22 protein-coding genes are annotated in these 24334 nt (G+C 68.3%); 15 read left to right on the plus strand and 7 right to left on the minus strand.

The features are described 5' to 3' along the window. The first annotated feature begins 71 nt into the window (after window positions 1–71). The 6 genes from ACAM57_RS10015 (at window position 72) to ACAM57_RS10040 (ending at window position 6560) form a co-directional block, all read left to right on the plus strand. Window positions 72–1079 (plus strand): Bug family tripartite tricarboxylate transporter substrate binding protein, encoded by a 1008-nt coding sequence (locus ACAM57_RS10015; RefSeq protein WP_369661545.1) that lies wholly within the window; start codon window positions 72–74, stop codon window positions 1077–1079. A gap of 51 nt (window positions 1080–1130) precedes the next feature. Next, window positions 1131–2042 carry a 5-dehydro-4-deoxyglucarate dehydratase gene (gene kdgD, locus ACAM57_RS10020; protein WP_126024891.1) on the plus strand — a complete coding sequence of 304 codons (912 nt, stop codon included), beginning with the start codon at window positions 1131–1133 and terminating at the stop codon, window positions 2040–2042. Window positions 2043–2096: 54 nt separating this feature from the next. Further along, on the plus strand, window positions 2097–2546 hold the full coding sequence (locus tag ACAM57_RS10025; protein ID WP_126024892.1) for a nuclear transport factor 2 family protein: 450 nt from the start codon (window positions 2097–2099) through the stop codon (window positions 2544–2546). 5 nt (window positions 2547–2551) lie between these two features. Further along, window positions 2552–3538 (plus strand): tripartite tricarboxylate transporter substrate binding protein, encoded by a 987-nt coding sequence (locus ACAM57_RS10030; RefSeq protein ID WP_126024893.1) that lies wholly within the window; start codon window positions 2552–2554, stop codon window positions 3536–3538. Between the two features lie 135 nt (window positions 3539–3673). Continuing rightward, the gene (gudD, locus tag ACAM57_RS10035; protein ID WP_369661546.1) at window positions 3674–5029 is read left to right on the plus strand and encodes a glucarate dehydratase; all 1356 of its coding nucleotides are present in this window, start codon (window positions 3674–3676) and stop codon (window positions 5027–5029) included. A 94-nt stretch (window positions 5030–5123) separates the two neighbouring features. Then, complete coding sequence (locus ACAM57_RS10040; RefSeq protein ID WP_369661547.1) at window positions 5124–6560, plus strand: aldehyde dehydrogenase family protein; 1437 nt, start codon at window positions 5124–5126, stop codon at window positions 6558–6560. Between the two features lie 181 nt (window positions 6561–6741). Here the strand turns inward: ACAM57_RS10040 and ACAM57_RS10045 are convergent, their stop codons facing one another. Beyond that, on the minus strand, window positions 6742–8295 hold the full coding sequence (locus ACAM57_RS10045; RefSeq protein ID WP_369661548.1) for a glycine betaine ABC transporter substrate-binding protein: 1554 nt from the start codon (window positions 8293–8295) through the stop codon (window positions 6742–6744). 111 nt (window positions 8296–8406) lie between these two features. On the opposite strand from ACAM57_RS10045, the gene ACAM57_RS10050 reads away from it, so the two are divergent. Then, window positions 8407–9489 carry an ROK family protein gene (locus ACAM57_RS10050; protein ID WP_369661549.1) on the plus strand — a complete coding sequence of 361 codons (1083 nt, stop codon included), beginning with the start codon at window positions 8407–8409 and terminating at the stop codon, window positions 9487–9489. A 6-nt stretch (window positions 9490–9495) separates the two neighbouring features. Here the strand turns inward: ACAM57_RS10050 and ACAM57_RS10055 are convergent, their stop codons facing one another. The 4 genes from ACAM57_RS10055 to ACAM57_RS10070 all read right to left on the minus strand — a co-directional run bounded on the left by ACAM57_RS10055 (window position 9496) and on the right by ACAM57_RS10070 (window position 14758). Continuing rightward, window positions 9496–11253: an Ig-like domain-containing protein gene (locus ACAM57_RS10055; RefSeq protein WP_369661550.1), complete on the minus strand. Its 1758-nt coding sequence runs from the start codon at window positions 11251–11253 to the stop codon at window positions 9496–9498. A gap of 264 nt (window positions 11254–11517) precedes the next feature. Then, a complete protein-coding gene (locus ACAM57_RS10060; protein ID WP_184641387.1) occupies window positions 11518–12894 on the minus strand; it encodes a phospholipase D-like domain-containing protein in 1377 nt (458 codons plus the stop codon). 48 nt (window positions 12895–12942) lie between these two features. Next, window positions 12943–13608 (minus strand): glutathione S-transferase family protein, encoded by a 666-nt coding sequence (locus ACAM57_RS10065; protein ID WP_369661551.1) that lies wholly within the window; start codon window positions 13606–13608, stop codon window positions 12943–12945. Between the two features lie 28 nt (window positions 13609–13636). After that, a complete protein-coding gene (locus ACAM57_RS10070; protein ID WP_126024901.1) occupies window positions 13637–14758 on the minus strand; it encodes a 5-methyltetrahydropteroyltriglutamate--homocysteine S-methyltransferase in 1122 nt (373 codons plus the stop codon). 148 nt (window positions 14759–14906) lie between these two features. Between ACAM57_RS10070 and ACAM57_RS10075 the strand changes: the two genes are divergently transcribed. The 8 genes from ACAM57_RS10075 (at window position 14907) to ACAM57_RS10110 (ending at window position 22666) form a co-directional block, all read left to right on the plus strand. Next, window positions 14907–16013 carry an aromatic ring-hydroxylating dioxygenase subunit alpha gene (locus ACAM57_RS10075; protein ID WP_184641384.1) on the plus strand — a complete coding sequence of 369 codons (1107 nt, stop codon included), beginning with the start codon at window positions 14907–14909 and terminating at the stop codon, window positions 16011–16013. Between the two features lie 5 nt (window positions 16014–16018). After that, the gene (locus ACAM57_RS10080) at window positions 16019–16795 is read left to right on the plus strand and encodes a GntR family transcriptional regulator (RefSeq protein ID WP_126024956.1); all 777 of its coding nucleotides are present in this window, start codon (window positions 16019–16021) and stop codon (window positions 16793–16795) included. 49 nt (window positions 16796–16844) lie between these two features. Further along, entirely contained in the window at window positions 16845–17834 is a 990-nt protein-coding gene (locus ACAM57_RS10085; RefSeq protein ID WP_369661552.1) for a 2Fe-2S iron-sulfur cluster-binding protein, read from the plus strand. A 176-nt stretch (window positions 17835–18010) separates the two neighbouring features. Next, on the plus strand, window positions 18011–19183 hold the full coding sequence (locus ACAM57_RS10090) for an ABC transporter substrate-binding protein (protein WP_184641382.1): 1173 nt from the start codon (window positions 18011–18013) through the stop codon (window positions 19181–19183). A gap of 153 nt (window positions 19184–19336) precedes the next feature. After that, the gene (locus ACAM57_RS10095) at window positions 19337–20209 is read left to right on the plus strand and encodes a branched-chain amino acid ABC transporter permease (protein WP_126024905.1); all 873 of its coding nucleotides are present in this window, start codon (window positions 19337–19339) and stop codon (window positions 20207–20209) included. Then, window positions 20210–21211: a branched-chain amino acid ABC transporter permease gene (locus tag ACAM57_RS10100; protein WP_369661553.1), complete on the plus strand. Its 1002-nt coding sequence runs from the start codon at window positions 20210–20212 to the stop codon at window positions 21209–21211. It abuts the gene before it with no gap. Beyond that, entirely contained in the window at window positions 21208–21969 is a 762-nt protein-coding gene (locus ACAM57_RS10105) for an ABC transporter ATP-binding protein (protein WP_369661554.1), read from the plus strand. The genes ACAM57_RS10100 and ACAM57_RS10105 overlap by 4 nt, the downstream gene beginning before the upstream one ends. Beyond that, entirely contained in the window at window positions 21962–22666 is a 705-nt protein-coding gene (locus tag ACAM57_RS10110; RefSeq protein ID WP_369661555.1) for an ABC transporter ATP-binding protein, read from the plus strand. The genes ACAM57_RS10105 and ACAM57_RS10110 overlap by 8 nt, the downstream gene beginning before the upstream one ends. 16 nt (window positions 22667–22682) lie before the next feature. Here ACAM57_RS10110 and ACAM57_RS10115 read toward each other — a convergent pair whose 3' ends face one another. Then, window positions 22683–23423, minus strand: coding sequence for a DsbA family protein (locus ACAM57_RS10115; protein WP_369661556.1), 741 nt, complete (start codon window positions 23421–23423; stop codon window positions 22683–22685). Beyond that, complete coding sequence (locus ACAM57_RS10120) at window positions 23411–24304, minus strand: MBL fold metallo-hydrolase (RefSeq protein WP_369661557.1); 894 nt, start codon at window positions 24302–24304, stop codon at window positions 23411–23413. The genes ACAM57_RS10115 and ACAM57_RS10120 overlap by 13 nt, the downstream gene beginning before the upstream one ends. Window positions 24305–24334 lie beyond the last annotated feature (30 nt).

The raw sequence follows: 24334 nt of genomic DNA on the forward strand, positions 1-24334 counted from the left end.
TACGATGACTGATAACTTGTGCGGCTCGTCGCGCGCAAGGCCATGACGACCATCGAACAACTGGAGGCAGCATGACCATCTCCCGACGCGGCGCACTCGGCGCCGCACTGGCAACCACCCTGGCCGCCAGCCTGCCGGCGCGCTCCTTCGCGCAGGCCGCGGCCGGCGCGCAGGGCGGCACCGGCAACTGGCCCTCGAAGCCGATCCGGATCATCGTTCCGTACCCGCCGGGCGGTTCGTCCGACATCATCGCGCGGGCCATCAGCCAGCCGCTGTCCGAGGCGCTGGGCCAGCCCGTCGTCATCGACAACAAGGCAGGCGCCAACGGCAACCTCGGCGCCGACCTGCTGGCCAAGGCGCCGGCCGACGGCTACACGCTGATGCTGTGCGACCTCGGCGCGCTGGCCATCAGCCCGTCGCTCTATCCCAAGCTGCCTTTCGATCCGTCGAAGGACCTGCGCAGCGTTTCCATGCTGGCCTATTCGCCGCACCTGCTGGTGGTGCACCCTTCGGTGCAGGCGAACACGCTGAAGGAACTGGTCGAGCTCTCGAAGAAAAGCGATCTCAACTTCGCCGTTACCGCCAGCGGCAGCACCGCGCACCTCGCGGGCATCGAGCTGCAGCGCCGCATCGGCGCCAAGTGGGAGTACGTGCCCTACAAGGGCGGCGTGCAGGCCGTGCTCGACACCGTCTCGGGCCAGACGCAGGTGCTCATGAACGGCATGCTCGCCACCTACCCGCAGGTGCAGGCCGGCAAGCTCAAGCTGATCGCCGTGTCCAAGGCCACGCGCATGCCGCTGATCGGCAGCGTGCCGACCATCGCGGAGCAGGGCGCTCCCGGCTACGAGTCGGGCACCTGGCAGGGCATGGTCGCCGCGCGCGGCGTGCCCGACGCGATCGTCAACCGGCTCAACCGTGAGCTGGTGCGCATCATCCGCACCGCCGACATCCGCGCCCGCCTCGCGGGCCAGGGCGCCGAGGTCGTGACCATGACCGCGCCCGAGCAGGACCAGTTCTTCGCCAAGGAGCGCGCGCGCTGGGCGCAGGTCATCAAAGAGGCGAACGTCAGGCTCGACTGACCGGCCTCATCCATCTTTTTCCTTTCCCAAATCTTCACTGGACTCTTCCCGATGAACCCGCAAGAACTCAAGACCATCATGGGCTCCGGCCTGCTCTCGTTCCCGTTGACCGACTTCGATAGCAACGGCGACTTCAACAAGAAGGGCTACCAGCAGCGCCTCGAATGGCTGGCTCCCTACGGCGCGAGCGCGCTGTTCGCGGCCGGCGGCACGGGCGAGTTCTTCTCGCTGACCGGCGACGAGTACCCCGGCATCATCCAGACCGCGGTCGACACCTGCCGTGGCGTGGTGCCGATCATCGCGGGCGCCGGCGGCCCCACGCGCTTCGCCATCCAGTGCGCCCAGGCCGCCGAGAAGGCCGGCGCGCACGGCATCCTGCTGCTGCCGCACTACCTCACCGAAGCCGGCCAGGAAGGCCTGGCCGCGCACGTCGAGGCCGTGTGCAGGAGCGTGAAGTTCGGCGTGATCGTCTACAACCGCGCCACCAGCCGCCTGAAGCCCGACACGCTGGCCGCGCTGGCCGAGCGCAATCCCAACCTCGTCGGCTTCAAGGACGGCGTGGGCGACATCGAGGCCATGGTCGCCATCTACCAGAAGATGGGCGACCGCTTCGCCTACCTGGGCGGCCTGCCCACCGCGGAGGTCTATGCCGCCGCCTACAAGGCGATGGGCACGCCGGTGTATTCGTCGGCCGTCTTCAACTTCATTCCGAAGACCGCCATGGACTTCTACAAGGCCGTCGCCGCCGACGACCTGCCGACCCAGCACCGCCTGCTGAAGAACTTCTTCATGCCGTACCTCGAGCTGCGCAACCGCGTGCCGGGCTACGCGGTAAGCATCGTGAAGGCCGGCGCGAAGATCGTCGGCCACGACGCCGGCCCCGTGCGCGCACCGCTCACCGACCTGAAGCCCGCCGAGATGGAGCAGCTCAAGGCGCTGATCGACTCGCTCGGTCCGCAGTAAGCCAGCACCCGGCGGACGAACCGACCCTCATCACAACAACGGAGACAAGACGCCATGTTCCTCAAGAAGCTCTTCCTGGTCGCCGCCTCGGCGGCCCTGTTCTCGGCCTGCTCGGTGATGCCCTCGGGCAATGCCGCGTCGGCCGCGCCCGAGGTGGCCGCCGCCGCCGAGCGCCTGCGCATCGCGATGATCGACCCCACCGGCCCCGCGCTCGGCGCGCTGGTGGCCGACGACCTCAGCTACGGCCACTCCGGCGGCAAGGTCGACACCAAGACCAGCTTCATCGCCGACCTGCTCGACGGCAAGTCCGACTTCGTGACCATCGCCATCACCGACCAGACCGTGAAGGTGGTCGACGGCAATACCGCCATCGTGCGCCACACGCTCACGGCCGACACCAACGATTCGGGCAAGCCCGGCAAGGTGGCGCTGAAGATCCTCGGCGTCTGGCAGAAGCAGGGCGGCAGCTGGAAGCTGCTGGCCCGTCAGGCCGTGAGGATCTAGTCCGAATGAAGAAGAGAGTCCTTCTCGGGGCCGCCCTCGCGGCCGCCTCGGTCGCGTTGTTGCCGCTGCCTGCCTCGGCGCAAGCCGATGCATGGCCCCAGCAGAAGCCCGTGACCATCATCGTGCCGTTCCCGGCGGGCGGTTCCACCGACATGGTCGCGCGCACCATCGCGCTGCAACTGCAGACCAAGCTCGGCGGCAGCTTCGTCGTCGACAACCGGCCCGGCGCCACCGGCACCATCGGCACCGGCCAGGTCAAGCGCGCCGCGCCCGACGGCTACACGCTGCTGGTCTCCTCTCTCGGCGCCTTCGTCGTCACCCCGCACCTGCAGAAGAGCGTGCCCTACGACGCGACCAAGGACTTCGACTACATCAGCGTGCCAGTTCAGGCCCCCAACGTGCTCGTCGCGAACGCCGCGCGACCCGAGCACACCGTGGCCGACGTGCTGGCGCTGCTGCGCAAGACGCCGGGCAAGGTCTCGTTCGCGAGTTCGGGCAACGGCTCGTCCGACCATCTTTCGGCCGAGCTCTTCTGGCAGCAGACGAAGACCGAAGGCGTGCACGTTCCCTACAAGGGCGGCGCGCCGGCGGTCAACGACCTGCTGGGCAACCAGGTCGACTTCTCGTTCCAGAACGTCAATGCGGTGCTGCCGCACATCCGCGGCGGCAAGCTGCGCGCCATCGCCGTCACGGGCGACAAGCGCTCGCCGGTGCTGCCCGACGTGCCCACGCTGGCCGAAGCCGGCGTGAAGGGCGCCGAGGTCTATTCATGGCAGGGCATGGCCGCGCCCAAGGGCCTGCCGCCGGCCGTGAAGAAGAAGCTGAGCGACGCGGTCATCGCGGCGATGCAGGACCCGGAGACGAAGAAGCGCATGCTCGACCAGGGCCTGGAGATCGTCGCCAGCACGCCCGAGGAATTCACCGCCTTCCAGTTGCGCGAATGGACGCGATGGAAGACATTGATCGAAGCCCGCCACATCACCGCGGATTAATGGCACTCCCCCAGGCTTCGCGCACTTCGTGTCGCTTCGCCAACCCCCTCGCCGGGGGCAACACCTGCGGCCCGGCAAAGCCGGTTCCGCGGTGTTCCCCGAATGGGGCAGCAAAGGTTTTGGATTGATTCAACGATGACGCTTTCAGATTCCACTTCGTCGCCGTCAGGCGCCCCCGTCGTCACCGGCATGCGCGTGGTCCCCGTCGCGGGCCACGACAGCATGCTGATGAACCTGAGCGGCGCCCACGGCCCGTTCTTCACGCGCAATCTGCTGATCCTGACCGACAGCGCCGGCCACACCGGCGTGGGCGAAGTGCCCGGCGGCGAGAAGATCCGCCAGACGCTGGAAGACGCGCGCGACCTCATCGTCGGCCAGCCCATCGGCCGGCACAACGCCATTCTCAACAGCATGCGCAGCGCCTTCGCCGGGCGCGACAGCGGCGGGCGCGGCCTGCAGACCTTCGACCTGCGCGTGACCATCCACGCGGTCACGGCCGTCGAAGCCGCGCTGCTCGACCTGCTGGGCCAGTTCCTCGAAGTGCCCGTGGCGGCGCTGCTCGGCGAAGGCCAGCAGCGCGACGCGGTGCAGATGCTCGGCTACCTCTTCTACGTGGGCGACCGCAGGAAGACCGACCTGCCCTACGAGAGCGATCCCGGCGCCGACAATGACTGGTTCCGTCTTCGCCACGAGGAAGCCATGACCCCCGAGGCCATCGTGCGCCTGGCCGAGGCCACGCACGCACGCTATGGCTTCACCGACTTCAAGCTCAAGGGCGGCGTGCTGCGCGGCGAGGAAGAAGTCGAAGCCATCCGCGCGCTGCACGAGCGCTTTCCCAAGGCCCGCGTCACGCTCGACCCGAACGGCGGCTGGCTGCTGCAGGACGCCATTCGCCTGTGCCGCGACCTGCACGGCGTGATGGCCTATGCCGAAGACCCGTGCGGCGCCGAGGGCGTGTTCTCGGGCCGAGAGGTGATGGCCGAGTTCCGCCGCGCCACCGGCCTGCCCACCGCCACCAACATGGTCGCCACCGACTGGCGCGAGATGGTGCACAGCCTTTCGCTGCAGTCGGTCGACATCCCGCTGGCCGACCCGCATTTCTGGACCCTGCAGGGCTCGGTGCGCGTCGCGCAGCTGTGCCAGGCCTGGGGCCTGACCTGGGGCTCGCACTCCAACAACCACTTCGACGTGTCGCTCGCGATGTTCACGCACGTGGCGGCGGCCGCGCCGGGCAAGGTGACGGCCATCGACACGCACTGGATCTGGCAGGACGGCCAGCATCTGACCAAGGACCCGCTGAAGATCGAAGACGGCTTCGTGAAGGTGCCCACGCGCGGCGGCCTCGGCGTGGAACTCGACATGGATGCGGTCGAGAAGGCGCACCAGCTGTACCTGAAGCACGGCCTTGGGGCGCGCAACGATGCACAGGCGATGCAGTACTTGATCCCGGGGTGGACTTTCGACAACAAGAAACCCTGCATGATCAGGTAGAGGCGTAGGCTCCGTTTCTCACATCCCGCAGCCGGAGCCCTCGCTCCGGCTTCTTTCTTTCTTTTTTCATCCATCGAGCAGCAAGGAACCCAAGATGCAGAACTTCGACAACCTCATCGGCGGCGAATGGCGTGCAGGCGCCGGCTACAGCCCCAACGTCAATCCGAGCAACCTGTCCGACGTGATCGGCCAGTACACGCAGGGCGATGCATCGCACGTCGATGCCGCCGTGGCCGCCGCCACGGCGGCCTTCCCGGCCTGGGCCACGGGCAGCGTGCAGGCGCGCTCCGACGCGCTCGACAAGATCGGCAACGAGATCCTCGCGCGCAAGGAAGAGCTGGGCACGCTGCTGGCGCGCGAGGAGGGCAAGACCAAGGCCGAGGGCATCGGCGAGGCCGCGCGCGCGGGCTACATCTTCAAGTTCTTCGCGGGCGAGTGCCTGCGCCTGTCGGGCGAGGTGCTGCCTTCGGTGCGGCCGAACATCGGCGTGGAGATCACGCGCGAGCCGGTGGGCGTGGTGGGCCTCATCACGCCGTGGAACTTCCCCATCGCCATTCCGGCCTGGAAGATCGCTCCTGCGCTGGCCTTCGGCAACTGCGTGGTGCTCAAGCCCGCCGACCTCGTGCCGGGCTGCGCGTGGGCGATCGCGGAGATCATCAGCCGCTCGGGCATTCCGGCCGGCGTGTTCAACCTGGTGATGGGACGCGGCAGCGTGATCGGCAATGCACTGGTCAACCACCCCGGCATCCATGCGATCAGCTTCACCGGCTCGGTGGGCGTGGGCCGCAACATCGCGGTGCAGTGCGTCACCAACCACAAGAAGGTGCAGCTCGAGATGGGCGGCAAGAACCCGCAGGTGGTGCTCGACGACGCCGACCTCGCGCAGGCCGTGGAGCTCAGCGTGCAGAGCGCCTTCTACTCGACCGGCCAGCGCTGCACCGCGTCGAGCCGGCTGATCGTCACCGAAGGCATCTATCCGAAGTTCATCGCCGCCATGAAGGAACGCATGGCGAAGATCAAGGTGGGCGACGCGCTCGCGCAGGGCACCGACATGGGGCCGGTCTCGTCGAAGTCGCAGCTCGACCAGGACATGGAATACGTCGCCATCGGCAAGAGCGAAGGCGCGACGCTGGCGGCCGGCGGCGAACTGCTGAAGCTGGAGACCGACGGCTACTACATGTCGCCGGCCCTCTTCAGCGAATCGGCCGCCACGATGCGCATCAACAAGGAAGAGATCTTCGGCCCGGTGGCCAGCGTGATCCGCGTGAAGAACTACGAGGAGGCACTGGCCACGGCCAACGACACCGAGTTCGGCCTCTCGGCCGGCATTGCCACCACCTCGCTGAAGTACGCCACGCACTTCAAGCGCCACAGCCAGGCCGGCATGGTGATGGTCAACCTGCCGACGGCGGGTGTGGACTACCACGTGCCCTTCGGCGGCCGCAAGGGCTCGAGCTACGGCCCGCGTGAACAGGGCCGCTATGCGCAGGAGTTCTTCACGACGGTGAAGACGGCTTACACGCTGGCCTGAGCATCGGGGATCGGGATCGGGATCGGGAGCGGGAGCGGGCAGCCGGGCGCAGAGGGCGCGAAGGTTTCGCAGAGGGCGCGAAAGGAATACCAAAAAAATGGTGTTCGGGTTCTTTTGCGACTTTCGCGTAGCTTTGTATTTCTTCTGCGTTCGGCTGTCCGCTCCCGTCTTCGCGACGGCGTCAAGTCGGCATCGACGATGGCGGTGCCCGGCGGCGCCTGCGCATGAGGTATTCGACTAGTTCGAAGACGCCTTCGCTCAGCAGGGCCAGTGCCGCCGCCGGCAGTGCGCCTGCCACCAGCAGTTCGCGGTCGTTGAGGGCCAGGCCGGTGACGATGCGTTCTCCGAAGCCGCCCGCGCCGATGAAGGCCGCGATGGTCGCGGTGCCGATGGCGATCGCCGTGGCCGTGCGCACGCCCGCCAGCAGCGTGGGCAGCGCGAGCGGCAGCAGCACCAACTGAAGGCTCTGCGGCGGCGTCATGCCCAGCGCGGTGCCGGCCAGCCGCAGGCCGTTGGGCACCTCGGCCAGGCCCGTCACCGTGTTGCGCATGATCGGCAGCAGCGAGTAGAGCGTGAGCGCGATCAGCGCCGGCAGCGCGCCGATGGCGCCCAGCATCGAGATCAGCACGGCCAGAAGCGCCAGCGAGGGCACGGTCTGCAGCAGGCTCGCGAAACCCAGCACCACCGCGCGCAGCCGCATGTGCGGAAACACCAGGATCGCGATCGGCACGCCGACGAGGATGGCGATGCCCACCGACAGCGCCACCAGCAGCAGGTGCTGCCGCGCGAGCTTCCACAGGTCGGGGCCGAACAGCTTGGCCGTGAAGCCCCGGCGTTCTTCCTTCGGCTGCGCCTTCGCGTCCTTGCCGCCCGCGCTCGCCAGGAAGTCGCGCGCGATCACGTCGAAGGGCACGCCCTGCAGTTCGGCGCGCGCATTCATCGCGATCATTGCGTGCTCGTCGACCTTGCCTTCGAGCGTCTTCAGCGCGGCCCAGGCCTTGGGCAGCCGCTTGGGCAGGTCGAGCTTGTAGAGCACCACGGCGTCGTAGCGCGGAAAGTATTTCCTGTCGTCTTCCAGCACGCGCAGGCCGAGGTGGTCGATCTTGGCGTCGGTGGTGTAGATGTCGATCACGTCGATCTGCTTCGCGGCCACCGCGTCGTAGGCCAGGCCATGGTCCAGGCCGGTGGGCGTCTGCGTGAAGCCGTAGCGCCCGGCCAGGCCCTTCCAGCCGTCGGCGCGGCCGATGAATTCGTTCGACAGGCCGAACTTCAGCTCCGGGTGCTTCGCGAGGTCGCTCAGCGTGCGCAGGCCCAGCCGGTCGGCGTCGGCGGCGCGCACCGCGAGCGCATAGCCGTCGTTGAAACCCAGCGGTATCGCCACGCCCAGGCCCATCGGCGCGAGCGCGGCGTTCATCTCCTCGCGCGTGCCTGCCGGCGCGCCCTTGAGGATCTCGAGCGCGATGGTGCCGGTGTACTCGGCATAGAGGTCGATGGCACCGGATCGCAGCGCCTCGTACACGATGGCCGTGTTGCCCAGCCCCTGCCGCACGACGGGTGGCGTGGCCGTGTGCGGCGCCGCCGTCTGCGCCAGCAGCTCGGCGAGGATGTACGACTCGGTGAAGCGCTTGGAGCCGACGCGCAACGTCTCGTCCGCCGCCCGCGCGATGCCGCACAGGGCAATCCAGGCGAGGGCGAAGAGCAGGGCGGCGCGCAGGAGGCTGCGGGGCAGGTGCATCCGGGCCAGTGTATAGACAAGCTCCCGCTGCGCGTACCCGTCGATCTCCTACACGCCCTGGTGTGCGGTGCCGATGGGGCTGGCGGCCGTTCGGGATCACAGTGATCCGCGATGAAGAAAAAGACCCCCAAGACCCAGGCCGCGAAGGATGCCCCGCTTCCCGGCCCCGACGTCCACGGCCTGCGTGAACTGCCCGGCCTGCAGGTGGACGGCTACAGCCTCCAACTGCGCGACAAGGACGGCTTCGTCGGCGACCAGGCCAGCCAGACAGCGTTCCGCGAACTGCTCGAACACTGGCGCAAGCGCCGCCGCCGCAAGGGCAAGGATCCGCTGGGCAACTCGCATTCGCGCGATCTCGGCAAGAAGGAACTCGACCGCGTGCTGCAGGAGAAGAAGGCGTCGGAAGCCACCGACCTGATGCACGTGGCCATCGAGGAGTTCGCGCAGGAGCTGGCCCAGGTCATCCAGCGCTTCATGCGCCAGCCCTCGTGGAAGAAGGTGCAGCGCATCGTGATCGGGGGCGGCTTTCCAGAGAGCGACGTGGGCGAGCGCGCCATTCTGCAGACCGGCGCAATCCTCGAGGAGCTGGGCGTGCACGTGCAGATCGCGCGCCTCTCGCACGACGTGGACGACGGCGGCCTGATCGGCTGGGTGCACCTGGTGCCGCCGGCCATGCTGAAGGGGCACGACGCGATCCTTGCCGTGGACATAGGCGGCACCAACGTGCGCTGCGGCATCGTGAAGACGCGCCACCGCAAGGCGCCCGACTTCTCGCTCGCGAAGGTGGTGCGGCGCGAGAAGTGGCGACATGCCGACGAAAGCCCCAACCGCGGCGGCATGGTCGATCACATCGCCTACATGCTGCACGACATGATCCTCTACAGCGAGCGCAAGAAGATCCGGCTCGCGCCGTTTATCGGCATCGGCTGCCCGGGGCTGATCCGTCCCGACGGCTCCATTGCGCGCGGCGCGCAGAACCTGCCGGGCGACTGGGAAGGCCACGCCTTCCACCTGCCCAGCCAGCTGTGGCGCCGCATGCCGATGATGGGCTCGGGCCCGACGCTGGTGCTGATGCACAACGACGCGGTGGTGCAGGGCCTGAGCGAGCTGCCCTTCATGCGCGACGTGCGGCACTGGGGCGTGCTGACCATCGGCACCGGGCTGGGCAACGCGAGCTTCACCAACCGGGACTGAGCCGCTTCAGAGATCTTCGGCGCGCAGGCCCTCGATGCGCATGCCGGCGGAGGTGCTGGCGATGTTCCCCGCCATGTCCATGGCGCGCACTTCGATGTTCGCGGCGCCGGGGCGCTTCGGCGTCCATGCGCAGACATACGGCGCGGCGCGCAGCGTGCAGGCGGTCCTGCCGTCGACGACGAACTTCAGCTCGGCCACGCCCACGTTGTCGGATGCGTTGGCGGAGAGCCTTGCGGGCACGCCCACCGGCACGCTGGGCGGCACCGCCAGCGCCACGGCCGGCGGCACGATGTCCGAAGGCGCGTTGACTATCACGTTAGCCGACGCCACAGCCGAATTGCCGGCCGCATCGAGCGCGATCACGCGGATGGTCTGCACGCCGGGCGCACTCGGCGTCCAGCTGCAGGTGTAGGGCGGGGCGGTGAAAGTGCAGATCGGAATGCTGTCGCGGCCCACCACCTTCACGCCGACGATGCTCGCGTTGTCGACCACGGCGGGCGCGATGACGGTGAGCTGCCCCACCGTGGCCATCGACGGCGCCGCCACCGACACGGTGGGCGCAGTCGTGTCGGGGCTGCCGAGAGCGAGGTCGATGGTGAACATCGTCTGCCCGTGCACCGCCTTCTGCTCGAAGGCGTCGAAGATGGTGAACCAGGTCGCGCCGGGCGCGCGGTTGGCCGAGCGCGCCTTCACCAGCAGCGTGGTCTTGCCTACGGCGAAGCAACTGAAGCCGCAGTCCCAGTCGAACTGGTAGCGGCCAGCAGCGTCGGCCACGCCGGCCGACAGCATCACCAGAGGCTTGCCGAGGCCCGGGTTGCGCCACACCGACACCTGCGCGCCGGGCAGGGCGGCGCCGGTGTCGCGGTCGGCCACGCGCACCTGGGTGGCGGTGGTGCCCGCCATGAACTTCGAGCTGCCGAGCTTGGGCCAGTCGGTCCAGTCGGTATTGATGTTGGCCCGGGTGCCTTCGGTGAAGCGGATCATCTCCAGCGTGGCGACGCGGTTGGAGGGCGGGTCGCGGCGCTGCTCGAAGACGGTGCCCAGCAGCGGGTCGAGCCGCCAGTGCTGGCGGCTCCACCAGTAGCGGTCGCTGTCGCTGGCCAGCGCGAGGTCGGTGACGGGCGCGACGCCGGTGGTGTCGGTCACCGCGACGCTGTTGTAGTACTCGCCCGAGCCCGCGCCGAACACGTGCTCCAGCTCGTGCAGCAGGGTCTTGAGCTGGCGGGCGAGGTAGTCCTTCTCGGTGGACTCGGGCGCGCCCGGCGTGGGGGCGCGCGTCAGGCGCAGCGGGTCGTGGATGGCGATCCAGTTCAGGTTCCAGGCCACGCCCTTCTGCGGGAAGGTCCAGCTCGTGGAGAGCCCGCCGTGGCTGTAGCCGCGGGTGGACTTCGAGACGCACACCACCACCTCGCCGTTGACCAGTCCGCTGTAGCTGCACTGCGGCGCGTTGGCGGGTGCGGCCAGCTGCAGGTCGGCGGCGGGGTCGAAGGAGAAGCTGCGCACCGTCTCGCGCGTGAACACGGTGTTGACGTCGGCCACGTACTGCGCGAGCCGGCGGCCGGCTTCAGCGGGGCCGATATCGGCGGCCAGTTCGGGATCGACGATGAACTTCAGCCGATGGGTGCTCGGGGCGGCCCGGCCGATCTCGTCCATGGCGGCGAAGGCGGTCGACGGGATTCCGGACAGTGCGAAAAGCGTTGTCGCCAGCATCAGGGCCGGGTTCGCCAGATTCGCCAGGGCGCGCAGCGAGAAGAAAGCTCGCATCGGTTTTCCCCGGGGACCGGGGCGCAAGACTCCACGAACGGCGCTCCGGCGGGGCCCGGTGAAGGGTCGCGCCCGAGCGGGCTACCCCGCCAGGCAGGGGGTGCCGGGAGATCCGCCGGTGCCCGTCCGGTGATGACCCGGCGGGACGTGAAGGTTTGTCAATCCCCGAAACCGGTGGGTATTTTAGTGTGCTTGTTCAATTGGTTTCAGATTTGTTGCATCTGTACATCTTGGATTACAGACCCCGCTCCGGCCCTCGGGCGCCTAGAGCTGGAAAGCAACAGTGAGCAGCAGCCCCTCGGCCACGTCGCGCAGCAGCCCCGGGCGCCGCGCGCGATAGGGCTCGCCGGCCGAAGCCGTGGTTTCGATCCACTCGGCCAGCCATTCGATGTGGTCCTGCCCGTAGAACACGACCGCCGCCTCGTGGTTGAGCAGCAGGCTGCGCAGGTCGAGGTTGATCGATCCGCACATCGCGAGTTCTTCGTCGACCACCACCGCCTTGGCGTGGGCCATGAAGGGCAGCATGCGAAAGCTCACGCCCGCGCGCGCGAGGTCGCGCATGGCGCGTGCGCGCACGAAGTCGGCCAGCCGGTGGTTGGAGCGGGCGGGCATCGCGATGGTCACCTGCACGCCCCGGCGCGCGGCCAGCCGCAGGGCATCGCGCAGGCCGTCGCCGGGCACGAAGTAGGGCGTGATGGCGAGGATGCGGTGCTCGGCGCGGAAGCAGGCGTCGATCAGCAGTGCGTGTGCCGTGTCTTCCGTCTGGTCGGGGCCGCTCGGCAGGAACTGCGCCATGGCCGTGCCAGGGCCCTCTGCATCGGGCGCGGTGATGGCTCGCGCCTTGCGGCTGCGCACCGACGCCCAGTCGTGGTCGAACTGGCGCGCCGCCGCGGCCGCCACGCTGCCGCGCAGGTCAAAGGAAAGATCGCGCCAGGCCTCTGGATGCTCGTCGTTGCCGGTGAAGTACTCGCCGGCGAGGTTGCGTCCGCCCGACCACAGCCAGCCGTCGTCGGCGATGGTGAACTTGCGGTGGTTGCGCAGGTTGCGCGGCCCGATGCGGCGCAGGCTGAAGAAGGGGCGGAACACCGCCACCTCGCCGCCCGCCGCGCGCAGCCGGTCGAAGTGATGGCGCGGCAGCGAAAGCGCGCCGAAGCCGTCGAGCAGCACCCGCACCTTGATGCCCTCGCGCGCCCGCTGCGCAAGCCGCTCCAGCACCGCGTGGCCCAGCGGGTCGTCGCCGATGATGAAGGTGCACACGTCGATGCGCTCGCGCGCGCCGTCGATCACCTCCCAAAGCGCCTCGCGCGCGGCCTCGCCGTCGGCATGCATGCGGATCGCGCTGCGCCCGGGCGGCGCGAGGCCGAAGCTCTCGATCAGGTCGGCGGCCCAATGGCCCGGCGGCACCGAGCGCGGCGGCCGGGGCGAGCCCGCCGGGCGCAGCTTGCGCTGGCCGAACAGCAGGTACATCGGCAGGATGAAATAGGGCATCAGCACCAGCCCCATGACCCAGGCGATGGCGGTGGTGGGAGCGCGCTGCTCGCGGCGCGCGCGCGTGGTCAGCACATAGACCAGCAGCGCGAAAGTGACGACGAGAAAGTGCTGCGAGGGAGAAGGCAGCCAGTCGAACTCTTTGGTCGGCATGGACTGGGATGATGCCTCAGCGCCTGGCGCGGTGCCTTCAGTGTCCCTTCAGCGCTGCAGGAAGGCCGGCACGCCCCGTCCCTGCGAGGCTAGGAAGCGCATCATCGGATCGACCGACGCGCGAACCGCGGGCCGGTCGCCCACGCGCGTGCGCCATGCCAGCAGGCGCGGCGTGGCCTCGGTCATGCCCGCGCCCTTGCGGTCGGCGAACACGCAGGCCATGTAGAAGGCGATGTCGGCGAAGGAGTAGGGGCCGGCCAGGTACTCGCGCGTGGCGAGCAGGCCTTCCATCTCCTCGTAGAAGCGCGCGCAACCGGCACAGGCCGCGATCGCGGGAGCGCTCTGCATGGCCTCCTGCAGGCCGAAGAGCTTGATCACGTTCGGGAAGAAGACCTCGTCGGACTTCTGCTCCAGCTGCCGCGCACGGGCCCGATCGGCAATGCCCTTGGGCCAAAGCGCGGGGCTGGGATAGCGGTCTTCCAGGTACTCGAAGATCTGCGTCGAATCGAAGAGCGAGACCTCGTCGTCGACCAGCACCGGCACCTGCTGCTTGACCGGGTTGACCCGGAGCACCTCAGGGTGCTTGGGCTCATAGTGGTCGCCTTCGATGAAGGGCACCATGACCAGTTCGAAGGGCACGCCTTTCTCGCGTGCCGCGATCTCGACCTTGGCGCCGAACATGCTGAGGGGGCCTGAGTAGATGTGAGTCGTCATGGGCCCCGACTTCAACAGAAAGCGGGCTTCAGGTCGAGCCCCAGACCTCCTGCGCCGTCTCGACCACCAGGCGCAGCTTGTTGCGCTGCGCTTCCACCGCGATGTTGTTGCCGTGCACGGTGCTGGAAAAGCCGCACTGCGGCGACAGCGCGAGCTGGTCGAGCGAGGCGTACTTGGCGGCGTCCTCGATGCGGCGCTTGAGCTCGTCCTTGTCTTCCATCTCGCCGAACTTGGTGGTCACGAGGCCGAGCACCACCGTCTTGCCCTTGGGCAGGTAGCGCAGCGGCTTGAAGTCGCCCGAGCGGGCGTCGTCGTATTCCATGAAGTAGGCGTCGAGGTCCATCTCCTTGAGCAGCGCTTCCGCCACCGGCTCGTAGTTGCCGGCGGCGGCGTGCGTGCTCTTGAAGTTGCCGCGGCACAGGTGCATGGCCAGCAGCATGCCCGGCGGCTTCTGCGCCACCACCTTGTTGATGAAGGCGGCGTAACGGTGCGGCAGTTCGTTGGGGTCGTCGCCGCGCTTGCGGGCGGCCTCGCGCATGTGCTCGTCGCACAGGTAGGCGAGGTTGGTGTCGTCCATCTGCACGTAGGTGCAGCCGGCGGCGGCCAGCGAGCGCAGCTCGTCGCCGTAGGCCTTGGCCACGTCGTCGTAGAAGGCGGGGTCGAGCTCGGGGTAGGCGTCCTTGCTGATGCCGGCGCGGCCGCCGCGGAAGTGCAGCATGGTCGGCGAGGGGATGGTCACCTTCGGCGTGCGGCCCGCCGACACCTGGCTCTTGAGGTACTGGAAGTCGGCCAGCTGGATGTCCTTGACGTGGCGGACCTTGTCGATCACGCGCATCGCGGGCGGCGCCAGCTCTTCGGTGCCGTCGGGCTTGCGGATGGTGACCGGGATGTCAGTCTTCACGCCGCCGAGCTGGTCGAGGAAGTCGATGTGGAAGTAGGTGCGGCGGAATTCGCCGTCGGTGATGCTCTTCAGGCCGATGTCTTCCTGGAACCTGACGATCTCGGTGATCGCCTTGTCCTCGACGAGGCGAAGCTGCTCGGGCGTGATTTCGCCCTTGGCATTCTGCTCACGGGCTTCGAGAAGGTACTTGGGACGCAGGAAACTGCCCACGTGGTCGTAGCGGGCAGGCAAGGCGGCGTGCTGTGACATGGATGACTCCGTCGTGATCTGGGAGGAACGAACGGAACATCGTAGCGCCTGAGAAACGTTAATTACTGTATACAGCAAACTCGGTGTTTACCCTCGAATTGCTCAATTTCGCTGGAAATTTCGCCATTTCTGTATACATTGAGTATTCATGAAAACGCCCACGACTGCCTTCCCCCTGAACGCCTGGTATGCCGCCGCTTACGACGTCGAAGTGCGCCACGCGCTGCTGCCACGCACCATCTGCAACCAGAAAATGGTGCTCTTTCGCCGCACCGACGGCCAGGTGGCCGCGCTCGAAGACGCCTGCTGGCACCGCCTGATGCCGCTGTCGCTGGGCCGGCTCGAAGGCGACGAGGTGGTCTGCGGCTATCACGGCCTCGTCTACAACAGCCAGGGCCGCTGCACCCACATGCCCAGCCAGGAAACGCTGAACCCCTCGGCCTGCGTGCGCAGCTTCCCGGTGGCGGAGAAGCACCGCTTCGTGTGGATCTGGCCCGGCGACCCGGCCAAGGCCGACCCGGCGCTCATCCCCGACATGCACTGGAACGACGACCCGGCCTGGGCCGGCGACGGCAAGATGATCCGGGTCCACTGCGACTACCGCCTCGTCGTCGACAACCTCATGGACCTGACGCACGAGACCTTCGTGCACGGCTCCTCCATCGGCAACCGCGAAGTGGCCGAGGCGCCCTTCGTCGCCACGCACGGCGACCGCTCGGCCACCGTCACGCGGTGGATGGAGAACATCGATCCGCCGCCGTTCTGGGGCGGCCAGATCAGGCATGCGCGCGGCTACACCGGCAAGGTCGACCGCTGGCAGATCATCCGATTCGAAGGCCCGTGCACGGTGAACATCGACGTCGGCGTGGCCGAGGCCGGCAGCGGCGCGGTGCCCTCCGACGGAAACCCGGGCGACCGCAGCAAGGGCGTCAACGGCTACGTGCTCAACACCATCACGCCCGAGACCGACAAGACCTGCCTGTACTTCTGGGCCTTCGCGCGCAACTACTGCCTGGGAGAGCAGCGCCTGACGCACGAGCTGCGCGAAGGCGTCGCCGGCATCTTCCGCGAGGACGAACTCGTGCTCGAGGCGCAGCAGAAGGCCATCGACGAGCACCCCGACCACCAGTTCTACAACCTCAACATCGACGCCGGCTCGATGTGGGCGCGCAAGCTGATCGACCGCATGGTCGAGAAGGAGAGGCCCGCGCGCGCGGCGATCCCGATCCGGCCGGCCGAGAAGGAGGCCGCGTGAGCCGTGTGAAGGTCGCGGCCGTCTCCGCTGCCGCCGAGCCCGGCGACAGCGGCAGCTCGCAGGCCGTGAAGGCGCAGCTGCGGCTGCGCGAGATGATCCTCGCGGGCGAGCTGCCCGGCGGCGCGCGCATCGCCGAGGTGGCGATCTCCGAGCAGCTCGGCGTGTCGCGCACGCCGGTGCGCACCGCGCTGATGCGGCTCGAACAGGAAGGCCTGCTCGAGGCGCTGCCCAACGGCGGCTATGCGGTGCGCACCTTCTCCGAACGCGACGTGGCCGACGCCATCGAACTGCGCGGCACGCTCGAAGGCCTGGTGGCCCGGCTCGCGGCCGAGCGCGGCGCCGCGCCGGTGGTGCTGCGCGAGGCGCGCGCCTGCCTGCAGCGCATCGACGAACTGCTGCGCGAGCCCGCGCTCGACGACGCCGCCTTCTCGCGCTACGTGACGCACAACGAGCGCTTCCACGCGCTGCTGTGCGAGATGGCGGCCAGCCCCGTCATCGCGCAGCAGCTGGAGCGCGTGATCAACCTGCCTTTCGCCTCGCCCTCGGGCTTCGTCGTGGTGCAGGCCAATTCGCCGGCCGCGCGCGACATGCTCGTGGTAGCGCAGGACCAGCACGTGCAGGTGCTCGATGCCATCGAGTCCGGCGAGGGCTCGCGCGCCGAGGCGTTGATGCGCGAACACAGCCGCATCGCGCGGCGCAACCTGCGCGAAGCGTTGCACGGCACGCCCACCGCCGAGCAGCGTCCGCTGCCGGGCGTGCAGCTGATCCGCCGGCGCGGCTGATTTCCCTTCCTCTTCCTGCTTCTTTCTTTTTCTCCCTTGGTGTTCCCCGATGAAAAGCGATCTTCAATGGATGCAGGCGCAGGTCGTCGCTCTGCGCGACGTGACACCCACCGTGCGCGAGTTCGAACTGCGCCCCGAGAGCGGATTCGCCGCGCCCCATGAACCCGGCGCCCACCTCCAGGTGCAGGTGCTCACGGCGCAGGGCAGGGTGCAGACCCGCTCCTACTCGCTGGTGGGCGAGGGCGACGGCCGCTGCTGGCGCATCGCCGTCAAGCGCCTGGACGACGGCCGCGGAGGCTCGCTCGCGATGTGGCGGCTCGCGGTGGGCGACCGCCTGCAGGTGAGCGCGCCGCAGAACCACTTTCCGCTCGACCTGTCGGCCCCGGGCTACCTGCTGGTGGCCGGCGGCATCGGCATCACCCCGCTGGTGCTGATGGCGCAGCGGCTGGCCGTGCATGCGAAGCGCACCGGCGTGCCGGTGAAGATGCTCTACGGCGCTCGCAACGCCGACGAGTTCGGCTACCTCCCGCACCTGCGCGAGGCGCTGGGAGACGAAGGCGTCGAAGCCCACGAGGGTGCAGCACCCATCGACTTCGCAGCCGCCATCGCCGCGCTGCCGCCCGGCGCCCAGCTCTACACCTGCGGCCCGGTGCCGATGCTCGAGGCCCTCAAGCGCGCCTGGCAGGCGGCGGGCCGTCCCATCGCCGACCTGCGTTTCGAGACCTTCGGCAGCAGCGGCCGGCTGGCCACGCAGTCCTTCGAGGTGCGCATTCCGCGCCACGACCTGACCATCACCGTGCCTGCCGACTGCACGCTGCTCGACGCGCTCGATGCGGCGGGCGTGCAGACGCTCTCGGACTGCAGGCGCGGCGAATGCGGCCTGTGCGCCATGGACGTGATCGCCGTCGACGGCGAGGTCGACCACCGCGACGTGTTCCTCAGCGAGCACGAGAAGAAATCGACCACCCGTATCTGCGCCTGCGTGTCGCGCGCCGTGGGCACGCTCACCCTCGATTCCGCCTACCGCGCCGACAGCTGATGAAAGCGGCCCGTGACGGGCCGAAGACTGCCTTGCGCGATGATCGCGCAGTTCATTTGTCAATCGCGCAACAAAGGTCAGCGACTGTGGCCGGCTAGGTGATTGCCTGCTGCGCCGGATGTTGCAAAGTGTTGAAAATAGCTCCGGTTCGCGTTCCGCCCCTCTAAGGAAAACACATGCAAAGACGCCATCTCATCCAGACCGCCGCCCTGTCGGCTCTTGCACTTTCGATGTCGCTGGCCAGTGCCCAGGACAACAAGTTCAAGATCGGCCTGATCCTTCCGATGACGGGCCAGTCGGCCTCCACGGGCCGCCAGATCGAAGCCGCCGCGCGCCTGTACATGGCCCAGAACGGCGACACCGTGGCCGGCAAGAAGGTGGAGCTCATCGTCAAGGACGACACCGGCCTGCCCGACGTGACCAAGCGCCTGGCTCAGGAGCTGGTGGTGAACGACAAGGTCAACGTGCTGGCCGGCTTCGGCCTGACGCCCCTGGCGCTCGCCGTGGCGCCCATCGCCACCCAGTCGAAGACGCCCGAAGTCGTGATGGCCGCCGCCACGTCGAGCATCACCGAGGCATCGCCCTACATCGTCCGTTCGAGCTTCACGCTGCCGCAGGTGTCGGTGGCCATGGGCGACTGGGCGCCGAAGAACGGCGTGAAGACCGTGGTGACGCTGGTGGCCGACTACGGCCCCGGCAACGACGCCGAGAAGTTCTTCACCGAGCGCTTCCAGCTCAACGGCGGCAAGGTGCTCGACAAGCTGCGCGTGCCGCTGCGCAACCCCGACTTCGCTCCCTTCCTGCAGAAGGTGCGCGACGTGAAGCCCGACGCGCTCTTCGTCTTCGTGCCCTCGGGCGCCGGCGCCGCGGTGATGAAGCAGTTCCTGGAGCGCGGCATGGACAAGGCCGGCATCCGCATGATCGCCACCGGCGACGTGACCGACGACGACCAGCTCAACGACATGGGCGACGGCGCGCTGGGCGTGGTCACCTCGCATCACTACTCGGCCGCGCACCCCTCGGCGCTGAACAAGAAGTTCGTCGAAGCCTTCGAGAAGGCCAACCCCAAGATGCGTCCCAACTTCATGGCCGTGGGTGGCTATGACGGCATGCGCGTCATCTATGAAGCGCTCAAGGCCACCAAGGGCCAGGGCGGCGGCGAGGCGCTGCTGGCGGCCATGAAGGGCCAGGTCTTCGAAAGCCCGCGCGGCCAGGTGCTGATCGACGCGCAGACCCGCGACATCGTGCAGGACGTGTACCTGCGCAAGGTCGAGAAGAAGGACGGGCAGCTCTACAACGTCGAATTCGACGTGATCAAGGGCGTCAAGGACCCGGGCAAAGCCAAGTAATACGGGATCGGGCAGCCGAACGCAGAAGTCGCGAAGGTTCCGCGAAAGTCGCAGAAGGAAACCAAAGATGGTTTTCTCTGCGACTTTCGCGTAGTTTTTGTCTTCCTTCTGCGTTCGGCTGTCCGCTTTCGCGACTGCATCGAAGACCCTCGCATGCTCACCATTCTTTTCGACGGCATCGCCTACGGCATGCTGCTGTTCGTGCTCGCCGTCGGCCTGGCCGTGACGCTGGGGCTGATGAACTTCATCAACCTCGCGCACGGCGCCTTCGCCATGGCGGGCGGCTATCTCACGGTGTTCGCCATGCAGAAGCTGGGCGTGCCGTTCCTTGCGTGCCTGCCGCTCGCTTTCATCGTCGTCGCGCTGGCCGGCGCGGTGCTGGAGCGAACGCTCTACCGGCCGATGTACGGCAAGCCGCATCTCGACCAGGTGCTGTTTTCCATCGGCCTGGCCTTCATGGCGGTGGCGGCGGTCGACTACTTCGTGGGCTCTTCGCAGCAGAACGTGCAGCTGCCCGAATGGCTGCGCGGGCGCACCGAGATCGGCGACGGCGCGCTGCTGCTGGGCATGGGGCACTACCGGCTCTTCATCATCGGCGTGTGCGCGGTGCTCACGGTGGTGCTGCAGCTCATTCTTTCGAAGACGCGCTTCGGCAGCCGGCTGCGCGCGGCGGTCGACGACCCGCGCGTGGCGGCGGGGCTGGGCATCAACGTGAACGTCGTGTTCCTGCTGACCTTCGCGGTGGGCTCGGGCCTCGCGGGCCTGGGCGGCGCGCTGGGCGCGGAGATCCTGGGGCTCGATCCGACCTTCCCGCTCAAGTACATGATCTATTTCCTGATCGTGGTGTCGGTCGGCGGCACCTCGTCGATCACCGGGCCGCTCGCGGCGGCGCTGCTGCTGGGCATCGCCGACGTGGCGGGCAAGTACTTCATTCCGAAGATGGGCGCTTTCACTGTCTACCTGCTGATGATCCTGATCCTGATGTGGCGCCCGCAGGGCCTCTTCACGCGCAAGGGAGGACGCTGAATGAGCGCGCCTCTTCCCGTCGTCGCCGATTTCCAGTCGGCCCTGCTGCGCAAGGCGCGCTGGCGCCCGCTCGAATTCGTCGTCTGGGCCGCGGCCTTCGCGCTGCCGCTCGTGATGCCCTCGCACTCGCTGCTGGTCAACGAGATCGCCATCGTCGCGCTGTTCGCGATGTCGCTCGACCTGATCCTGGGCTACACCGGCATCGTGTCGCTGGGCCATGCCGCCTTCTTCGGCTTTGGCGCCTATGCCGCGGCGCTGTTCGCCAAGCTGGTGATGCCCGACCCGACCGTCGGCCTGCTGTTCGCGACCGTGCTGTCCGCGCTGCTGGGCATGGTGGCGAGCGTGACGATCCTGCGCGGCAGCGACCTCACGCGGCTGATGGTCACGCTGGGCACGGCGCTGCTGCTGCTCGAACTCGCCAACAAGCTCGACTGGCTCACCGGCGGCGCCGACGGCCTGCAGGGCGTGGTGATGGGGCCGGTGCTCGGCATGTTCGAGTTCGACCTCTACGGCCGCACGGCCGCCTGGTATTCGCTGGCGGTGATGCTGGTGCTGTTCCTGCTCATGCGCCGCCTCGTGCATTCGCCCTTCGGCGCCACGCTAAAAGCGATCCGCGACAACAGGCTGCGCGCCATGGCCATCGGCATCCCGGTGGTGTCGCGGCTGGTGGTGATCTACACCGTGGCGGCCGGCATCGCCGGCGCGGCCGGCGCACTGCTCGCGCAGACCACCGGCTTCGCCTCGCTCGACGTGCTGGCCTTCGACCGCTCGGCCGACGTGCTGCTGATGCTGGTCATCGGCGGCGTGGGCTGGCTCTATGGCGGCGTGGCGGGCGCCATCGTGTTCAAGCTGCTGCAGACCTGGCTGTCGGCCGTGACGCCGCAGTACTGGATGTTCTGGATCGGCCTGATCCTGGTGCTGCTGGTGCTGGTCGGGCGCGACCGGCTGCTCAAGCCCTGGACCTGGATCGGCGCGGGCGGCAAGAAAGGCGGTGCGGCATGAGCGAAACCGTGCTTTCCACCCACGGCCTGGTGATGCGCTTCGGCGGCATCACCGCCACCAACAACGTGTCGATGGAACTCCGGCGCGGCGCGCGCCATGCGCTCATCGGCCCCAACGGCGCGGGCAAGACCACGCTCATCAACCAGCTCACCGGCGTGCTCACGCCCACCGAGGGCCGCATCACGCTGATGGGCGAGGACATCACCAAGCTCGCGCCGCACAAGCGCGTGGCGCGCGGGCTGGTACGCACCTTCCAGATCAATCAGCTGTTCGATTCCATGACGCCGCTCGAGACGCTGGCGCTGGTGGTGTCGCAGCACCAGGGCGCGGGCGCGCAATGGTGGAAGCCGCTGGGTTCGAGCAAGGCCATCGCCGGGCGTGCCGCGCAGCTGCTGGAGCAGTTCCACCTGAGCGACGTGGCGCAGCAGCAGGTGAAGCACCTGGCCTACGGCAAGCGCCGGCTGCTCGAAATCGCGATCGCGCTGGCCTGCGAGCCGCGCGTGCTGCTGCTCGACGAGCCCGTGGCCGGCGTGCCCGCCGGCGAGCGCGAGGAGCTGCTGCAGACCGTGGCCGCGCTGCCGGCCGACGTGTCGGTGCTGCTGATCGAGCACGACATGGACCTGGTGTTCAGCTTCGCCGACCGCATGACGGTGCTGGTCAACGGCACGCTGCTGACCGAGGGCGACCCAGAGACCATCGCCAACGATCCGAAGGTGAAAGAGGTCTATCTGGGCCACGGAGAGGCCGCCCATGTCTGAGCTGCTGAAAATAGAAAACCTGAGCGCCGGCTACGGCGAGGCCGTAGTGCTGCACGACGTGGCATTCGCGCTCGGCGAGGGCCAGACGCTCGCGCTGCTGGGCCGCAACGGCACGGGCAAGACCACGCTGATCAACACCCTCGCGGGCGCGACGCGCCAGCACGGCGGCAGCATCACGCTGGGCGGGCAGGCGCTGCACAAGCTCGCGCCGCACCAGCGCGCGGCGGCCGGCATCGGCTGGGTGCCGCAGGAGCGCAACATCTTCAAGTCGCTCACCGTGCACGAGAACCTCACTGCGGTGGAGCGGCCGGGCAAGTGGACGCCGCAGCGTGTCTACGAGATGTTCCCGCGCCTCGCCGAGCGCAAGACCAACCTGGGCACGCAGCTCTCGGGCGGCGAGCAGCAGATGCTGGCCGTGGGCCGCGCGCTGGTGCTCAACCCCAGGCTGCTGCTGCTCGACGAGCCGCTCGAAGGGCTCGCGCCGATCATCGTGGAAGAGCTGCTGCGCGCCATCCGCCGCATCACGCAGGACGAGGGCCTGGCCGCGATCATCGTGGAGCAGCACCCGCAGGCGATCCTCGCGATCTCCGACGAGGCGGTGGTGCTCGATCACGGCACCATCGTGCACACGGACAGTGCCGCTTCGCTGCGCTCCCAGCCGCAGGTGCTCGACCGGCTGCTGGGCGTGGCGAGATAGCCGGGAGCTTTTTCTCTCAGATGGCGCAGCCGTCGGGCCCGCAGGCCGGCGCCGAGGCGTCCGTGGCTGCCGGGGCTGGCTTCGATGCCCCGGCCACGTTCGCAAGCTGCGCCTTCCATTCGCCCGCACGACCGAGCCAGGGACCGATGTCGACGCGGCCGGCGCTGCCGTCGGGTTGCACGAGCACGAAGGTGGGAAAGCCCTGGCCGCCCGCGCGCTGCAGGAACTGACGGCTCTCGGCGATGTGGCGCGAGGTGGCTTCGCCCGACTGGCGCTCGAAGGCCGATGCGAAGGCCTGTGCGTCGAAGCCGAGTTCGGCGGCGATCGCCTTCAGCACCTCCACGTCGGCGATGCGGCGGCCATCGACGTAGTGCGCGCGCTGCAGGGCGTGGATCATGTCCAGCCCGCCGCCCGGGCGCAGCGACTCGGCCGCGAGGATGGCGGTGGTCGGCGGTTCGGAATCCATCACCGCGCCGGTGTCGCGCAGCAGTCCCTCGAAATACCGCTCGCCGAAGGGCTGGCCGGTCATCTCGGCGATGCGGTGGTCGTGCGGCAGCACGTAGTCGCGCCACTGCGGCGTGATCGGCCGGCGGTTGGCGCCGGTCATCATGCCGCCGCCGTGGAACTCGACCTTCAGGCCCGGCACCTCGCGCGCCGCATCGACCAGCGGCGCGGCGGCGTAGCACCAGCCGCACAGCGGGTCGAAGATGTAGTGCAGCGTCGCGCCTGCGCCTCGTGCGTCGTTCATTGCGGCCATTTCATTTCTCCCTTGATGACCTTCGCGCCGAGTTCCAGCGAAGAGGCGTCTTCCAGCTTCGGGTAGCGCTTCTTCATCGCGGCGATGAGCGCGCCCGAGTCCTTGGCCTTGGCGGCTTCGACTTCGAAGGCCTTCAGGTAATCGCGCGTGAACTTCACCGAAGCGAGCGAGTAGGGCGCGCTGCCGTTCGCGTTCGGCAGGTAGTGGCCGGGCACCACGGTCTTCGGATGCAGCGCCTCTATGCGGCCCAGCGTCCTGATCCAGTCGCGGCGCGACTCGGGCGTCTGCGTGTCGGCCACCCACACGTGGATGTTTGCCGAGACGGGGATGCCGCCGACCACCGCCTTCAGCGAGGGAATCCAAGCGAAGCTGCGTTCGGGAGTGGGGCCGTCGAGGCCTACGACCTGGATCTTGCGGCCCTCGAGCTCGATGCTGTCGCCGGCCAGCGGCTGCGGCACCACCAGTGCCTTGGGCGCGTTGTCCTTCAGGACCGGGCCCCAGTGCGCGAGCTTGCCGTCCTTGGAGGCCTGGATGGCGGCCACGGTCTGCGGCGTGGCGACGATCTTCGCGTCGGGGAAGGCGGCCTGGATCACGTCGAGGCCGAAGTAGTAGTCGGGATCGCTGTGGCTGATGTAGACCGTGGTGAGCTTCTTGCCCGTGGCCTTGATCTTCTGCACCAGCGCCTCGGCGTCGTTGCGCTGGAACTGGGCGTCGATGACCACCGCGTCGGTCTGGCCGGTGACGATCTCCGAGGAGACGGGGAACATCGATTTCGCGCCGGGGTTGTACACCTCGAGCTTGAGCGGCTGGGCGGCCTGGGCGGTGAGGCTGAAACCGAGGGCGAGGGCGAGGGCGGAGGAGAGGAGGGTTCTGCGGAACATGGTGGCGGGCTTTCTCTGTGTGATTCGACT

This window comes from Variovorax sp. V15 (assembly GCF_041154425.1).
Lineage (GTDB): Bacteria > Pseudomonadota > Gammaproteobacteria > Burkholderiales > Burkholderiaceae_C > Variovorax > Variovorax guangxiensis.

Coding starts and splice junctions, on each gene's coding strand:
- ACAM57_RS10015 (WP_369661545.1), top strand. CDS start 72: ATGACCATCTCCCGACGCGGCGCACTCGGCGCCGCACTGGCAACCACC.
- kdgD (WP_126024891.1), top strand. CDS start 1,131: ATGAACCCGCAAGAACTCAAGACCATCATGGGCTCCGGCCTGCTCTCG.
- ACAM57_RS10025 (WP_126024892.1), top strand. CDS start 2,097: ATGTTCCTCAAGAAGCTCTTCCTGGTCGCCGCCTCGGCGGCCCTGTTC.
- ACAM57_RS10030 (WP_126024893.1), top strand. CDS start 2,552: ATGAAGAAGAGAGTCCTTCTCGGGGCCGCCCTCGCGGCCGCCTCGGTC.
- gudD (WP_369661546.1), top strand. CDS start 3,674: ATGACGCTTTCAGATTCCACTTCGTCGCCGTCAGGCGCCCCCGTCGTC.
- ACAM57_RS10040 (WP_369661547.1), top strand. CDS start 5,124: ATGCAGAACTTCGACAACCTCATCGGCGGCGAATGGCGTGCAGGCGCC.
- ACAM57_RS10045 (WP_369661548.1), bottom strand. CDS start 8,295: ATGCACCTGCCCCGCAGCCTCCTGCGCGCCGCCCTGCTCTTCGCCCTC.
- ACAM57_RS10050 (WP_369661549.1), top strand. CDS start 8,407: ATGAAGAAAAAGACCCCCAAGACCCAGGCCGCGAAGGATGCCCCGCTT.
- ACAM57_RS10055 (WP_369661550.1), bottom strand. CDS start 11,253: ATGCGAGCTTTCTTCTCGCTGCGCGCCCTGGCGAATCTGGCGAACCCG.
- ACAM57_RS10060 (WP_184641387.1), bottom strand. CDS start 12,894: ATGCCGACCAAAGAGTTCGACTGGCTGCCTTCTCCCTCGCAGCACTTT.
- ACAM57_RS10065 (WP_369661551.1), bottom strand. CDS start 13,608: ATGACGACTCACATCTACTCAGGCCCCCTCAGCATGTTCGGCGCCAAG.
- ACAM57_RS10070 (WP_126024901.1), bottom strand. CDS start 14,758: ATGTCACAGCACGCCGCCTTGCCTGCCCGCTACGACCACGTGGGCAGT.
- ACAM57_RS10075 (WP_184641384.1), top strand. CDS start 14,907: ATGAAAACGCCCACGACTGCCTTCCCCCTGAACGCCTGGTATGCCGCC.
- ACAM57_RS10085 (WP_369661552.1), top strand. CDS start 16,845: ATGAAAAGCGATCTTCAATGGATGCAGGCGCAGGTCGTCGCTCTGCGC.
- ACAM57_RS10090 (WP_184641382.1), top strand. CDS start 18,011: ATGCAAAGACGCCATCTCATCCAGACCGCCGCCCTGTCGGCTCTTGCA.
- ACAM57_RS10095 (WP_126024905.1), top strand. CDS start 19,337: ATGCTCACCATTCTTTTCGACGGCATCGCCTACGGCATGCTGCTGTTC.
- ACAM57_RS10100 (WP_369661553.1), top strand. CDS start 20,210: ATGAGCGCGCCTCTTCCCGTCGTCGCCGATTTCCAGTCGGCCCTGCTG.
- ACAM57_RS10105 (WP_369661554.1), top strand. CDS start 21,208: ATGAGCGAAACCGTGCTTTCCACCCACGGCCTGGTGATGCGCTTCGGC.
- ACAM57_RS10110 (WP_369661555.1), top strand. CDS start 21,962: ATGTCTGAGCTGCTGAAAATAGAAAACCTGAGCGCCGGCTACGGCGAG.
- ACAM57_RS10115 (WP_369661556.1), bottom strand. CDS start 23,423: ATGGCCGCAATGAACGACGCACGAGGCGCAGGCGCGACGCTGCACTAC.
- ACAM57_RS10120 (WP_369661557.1), bottom strand. CDS start 24,304: ATGTTCCGCAGAACCCTCCTCTCCTCCGCCCTCGCCCTCGCCCTCGGT.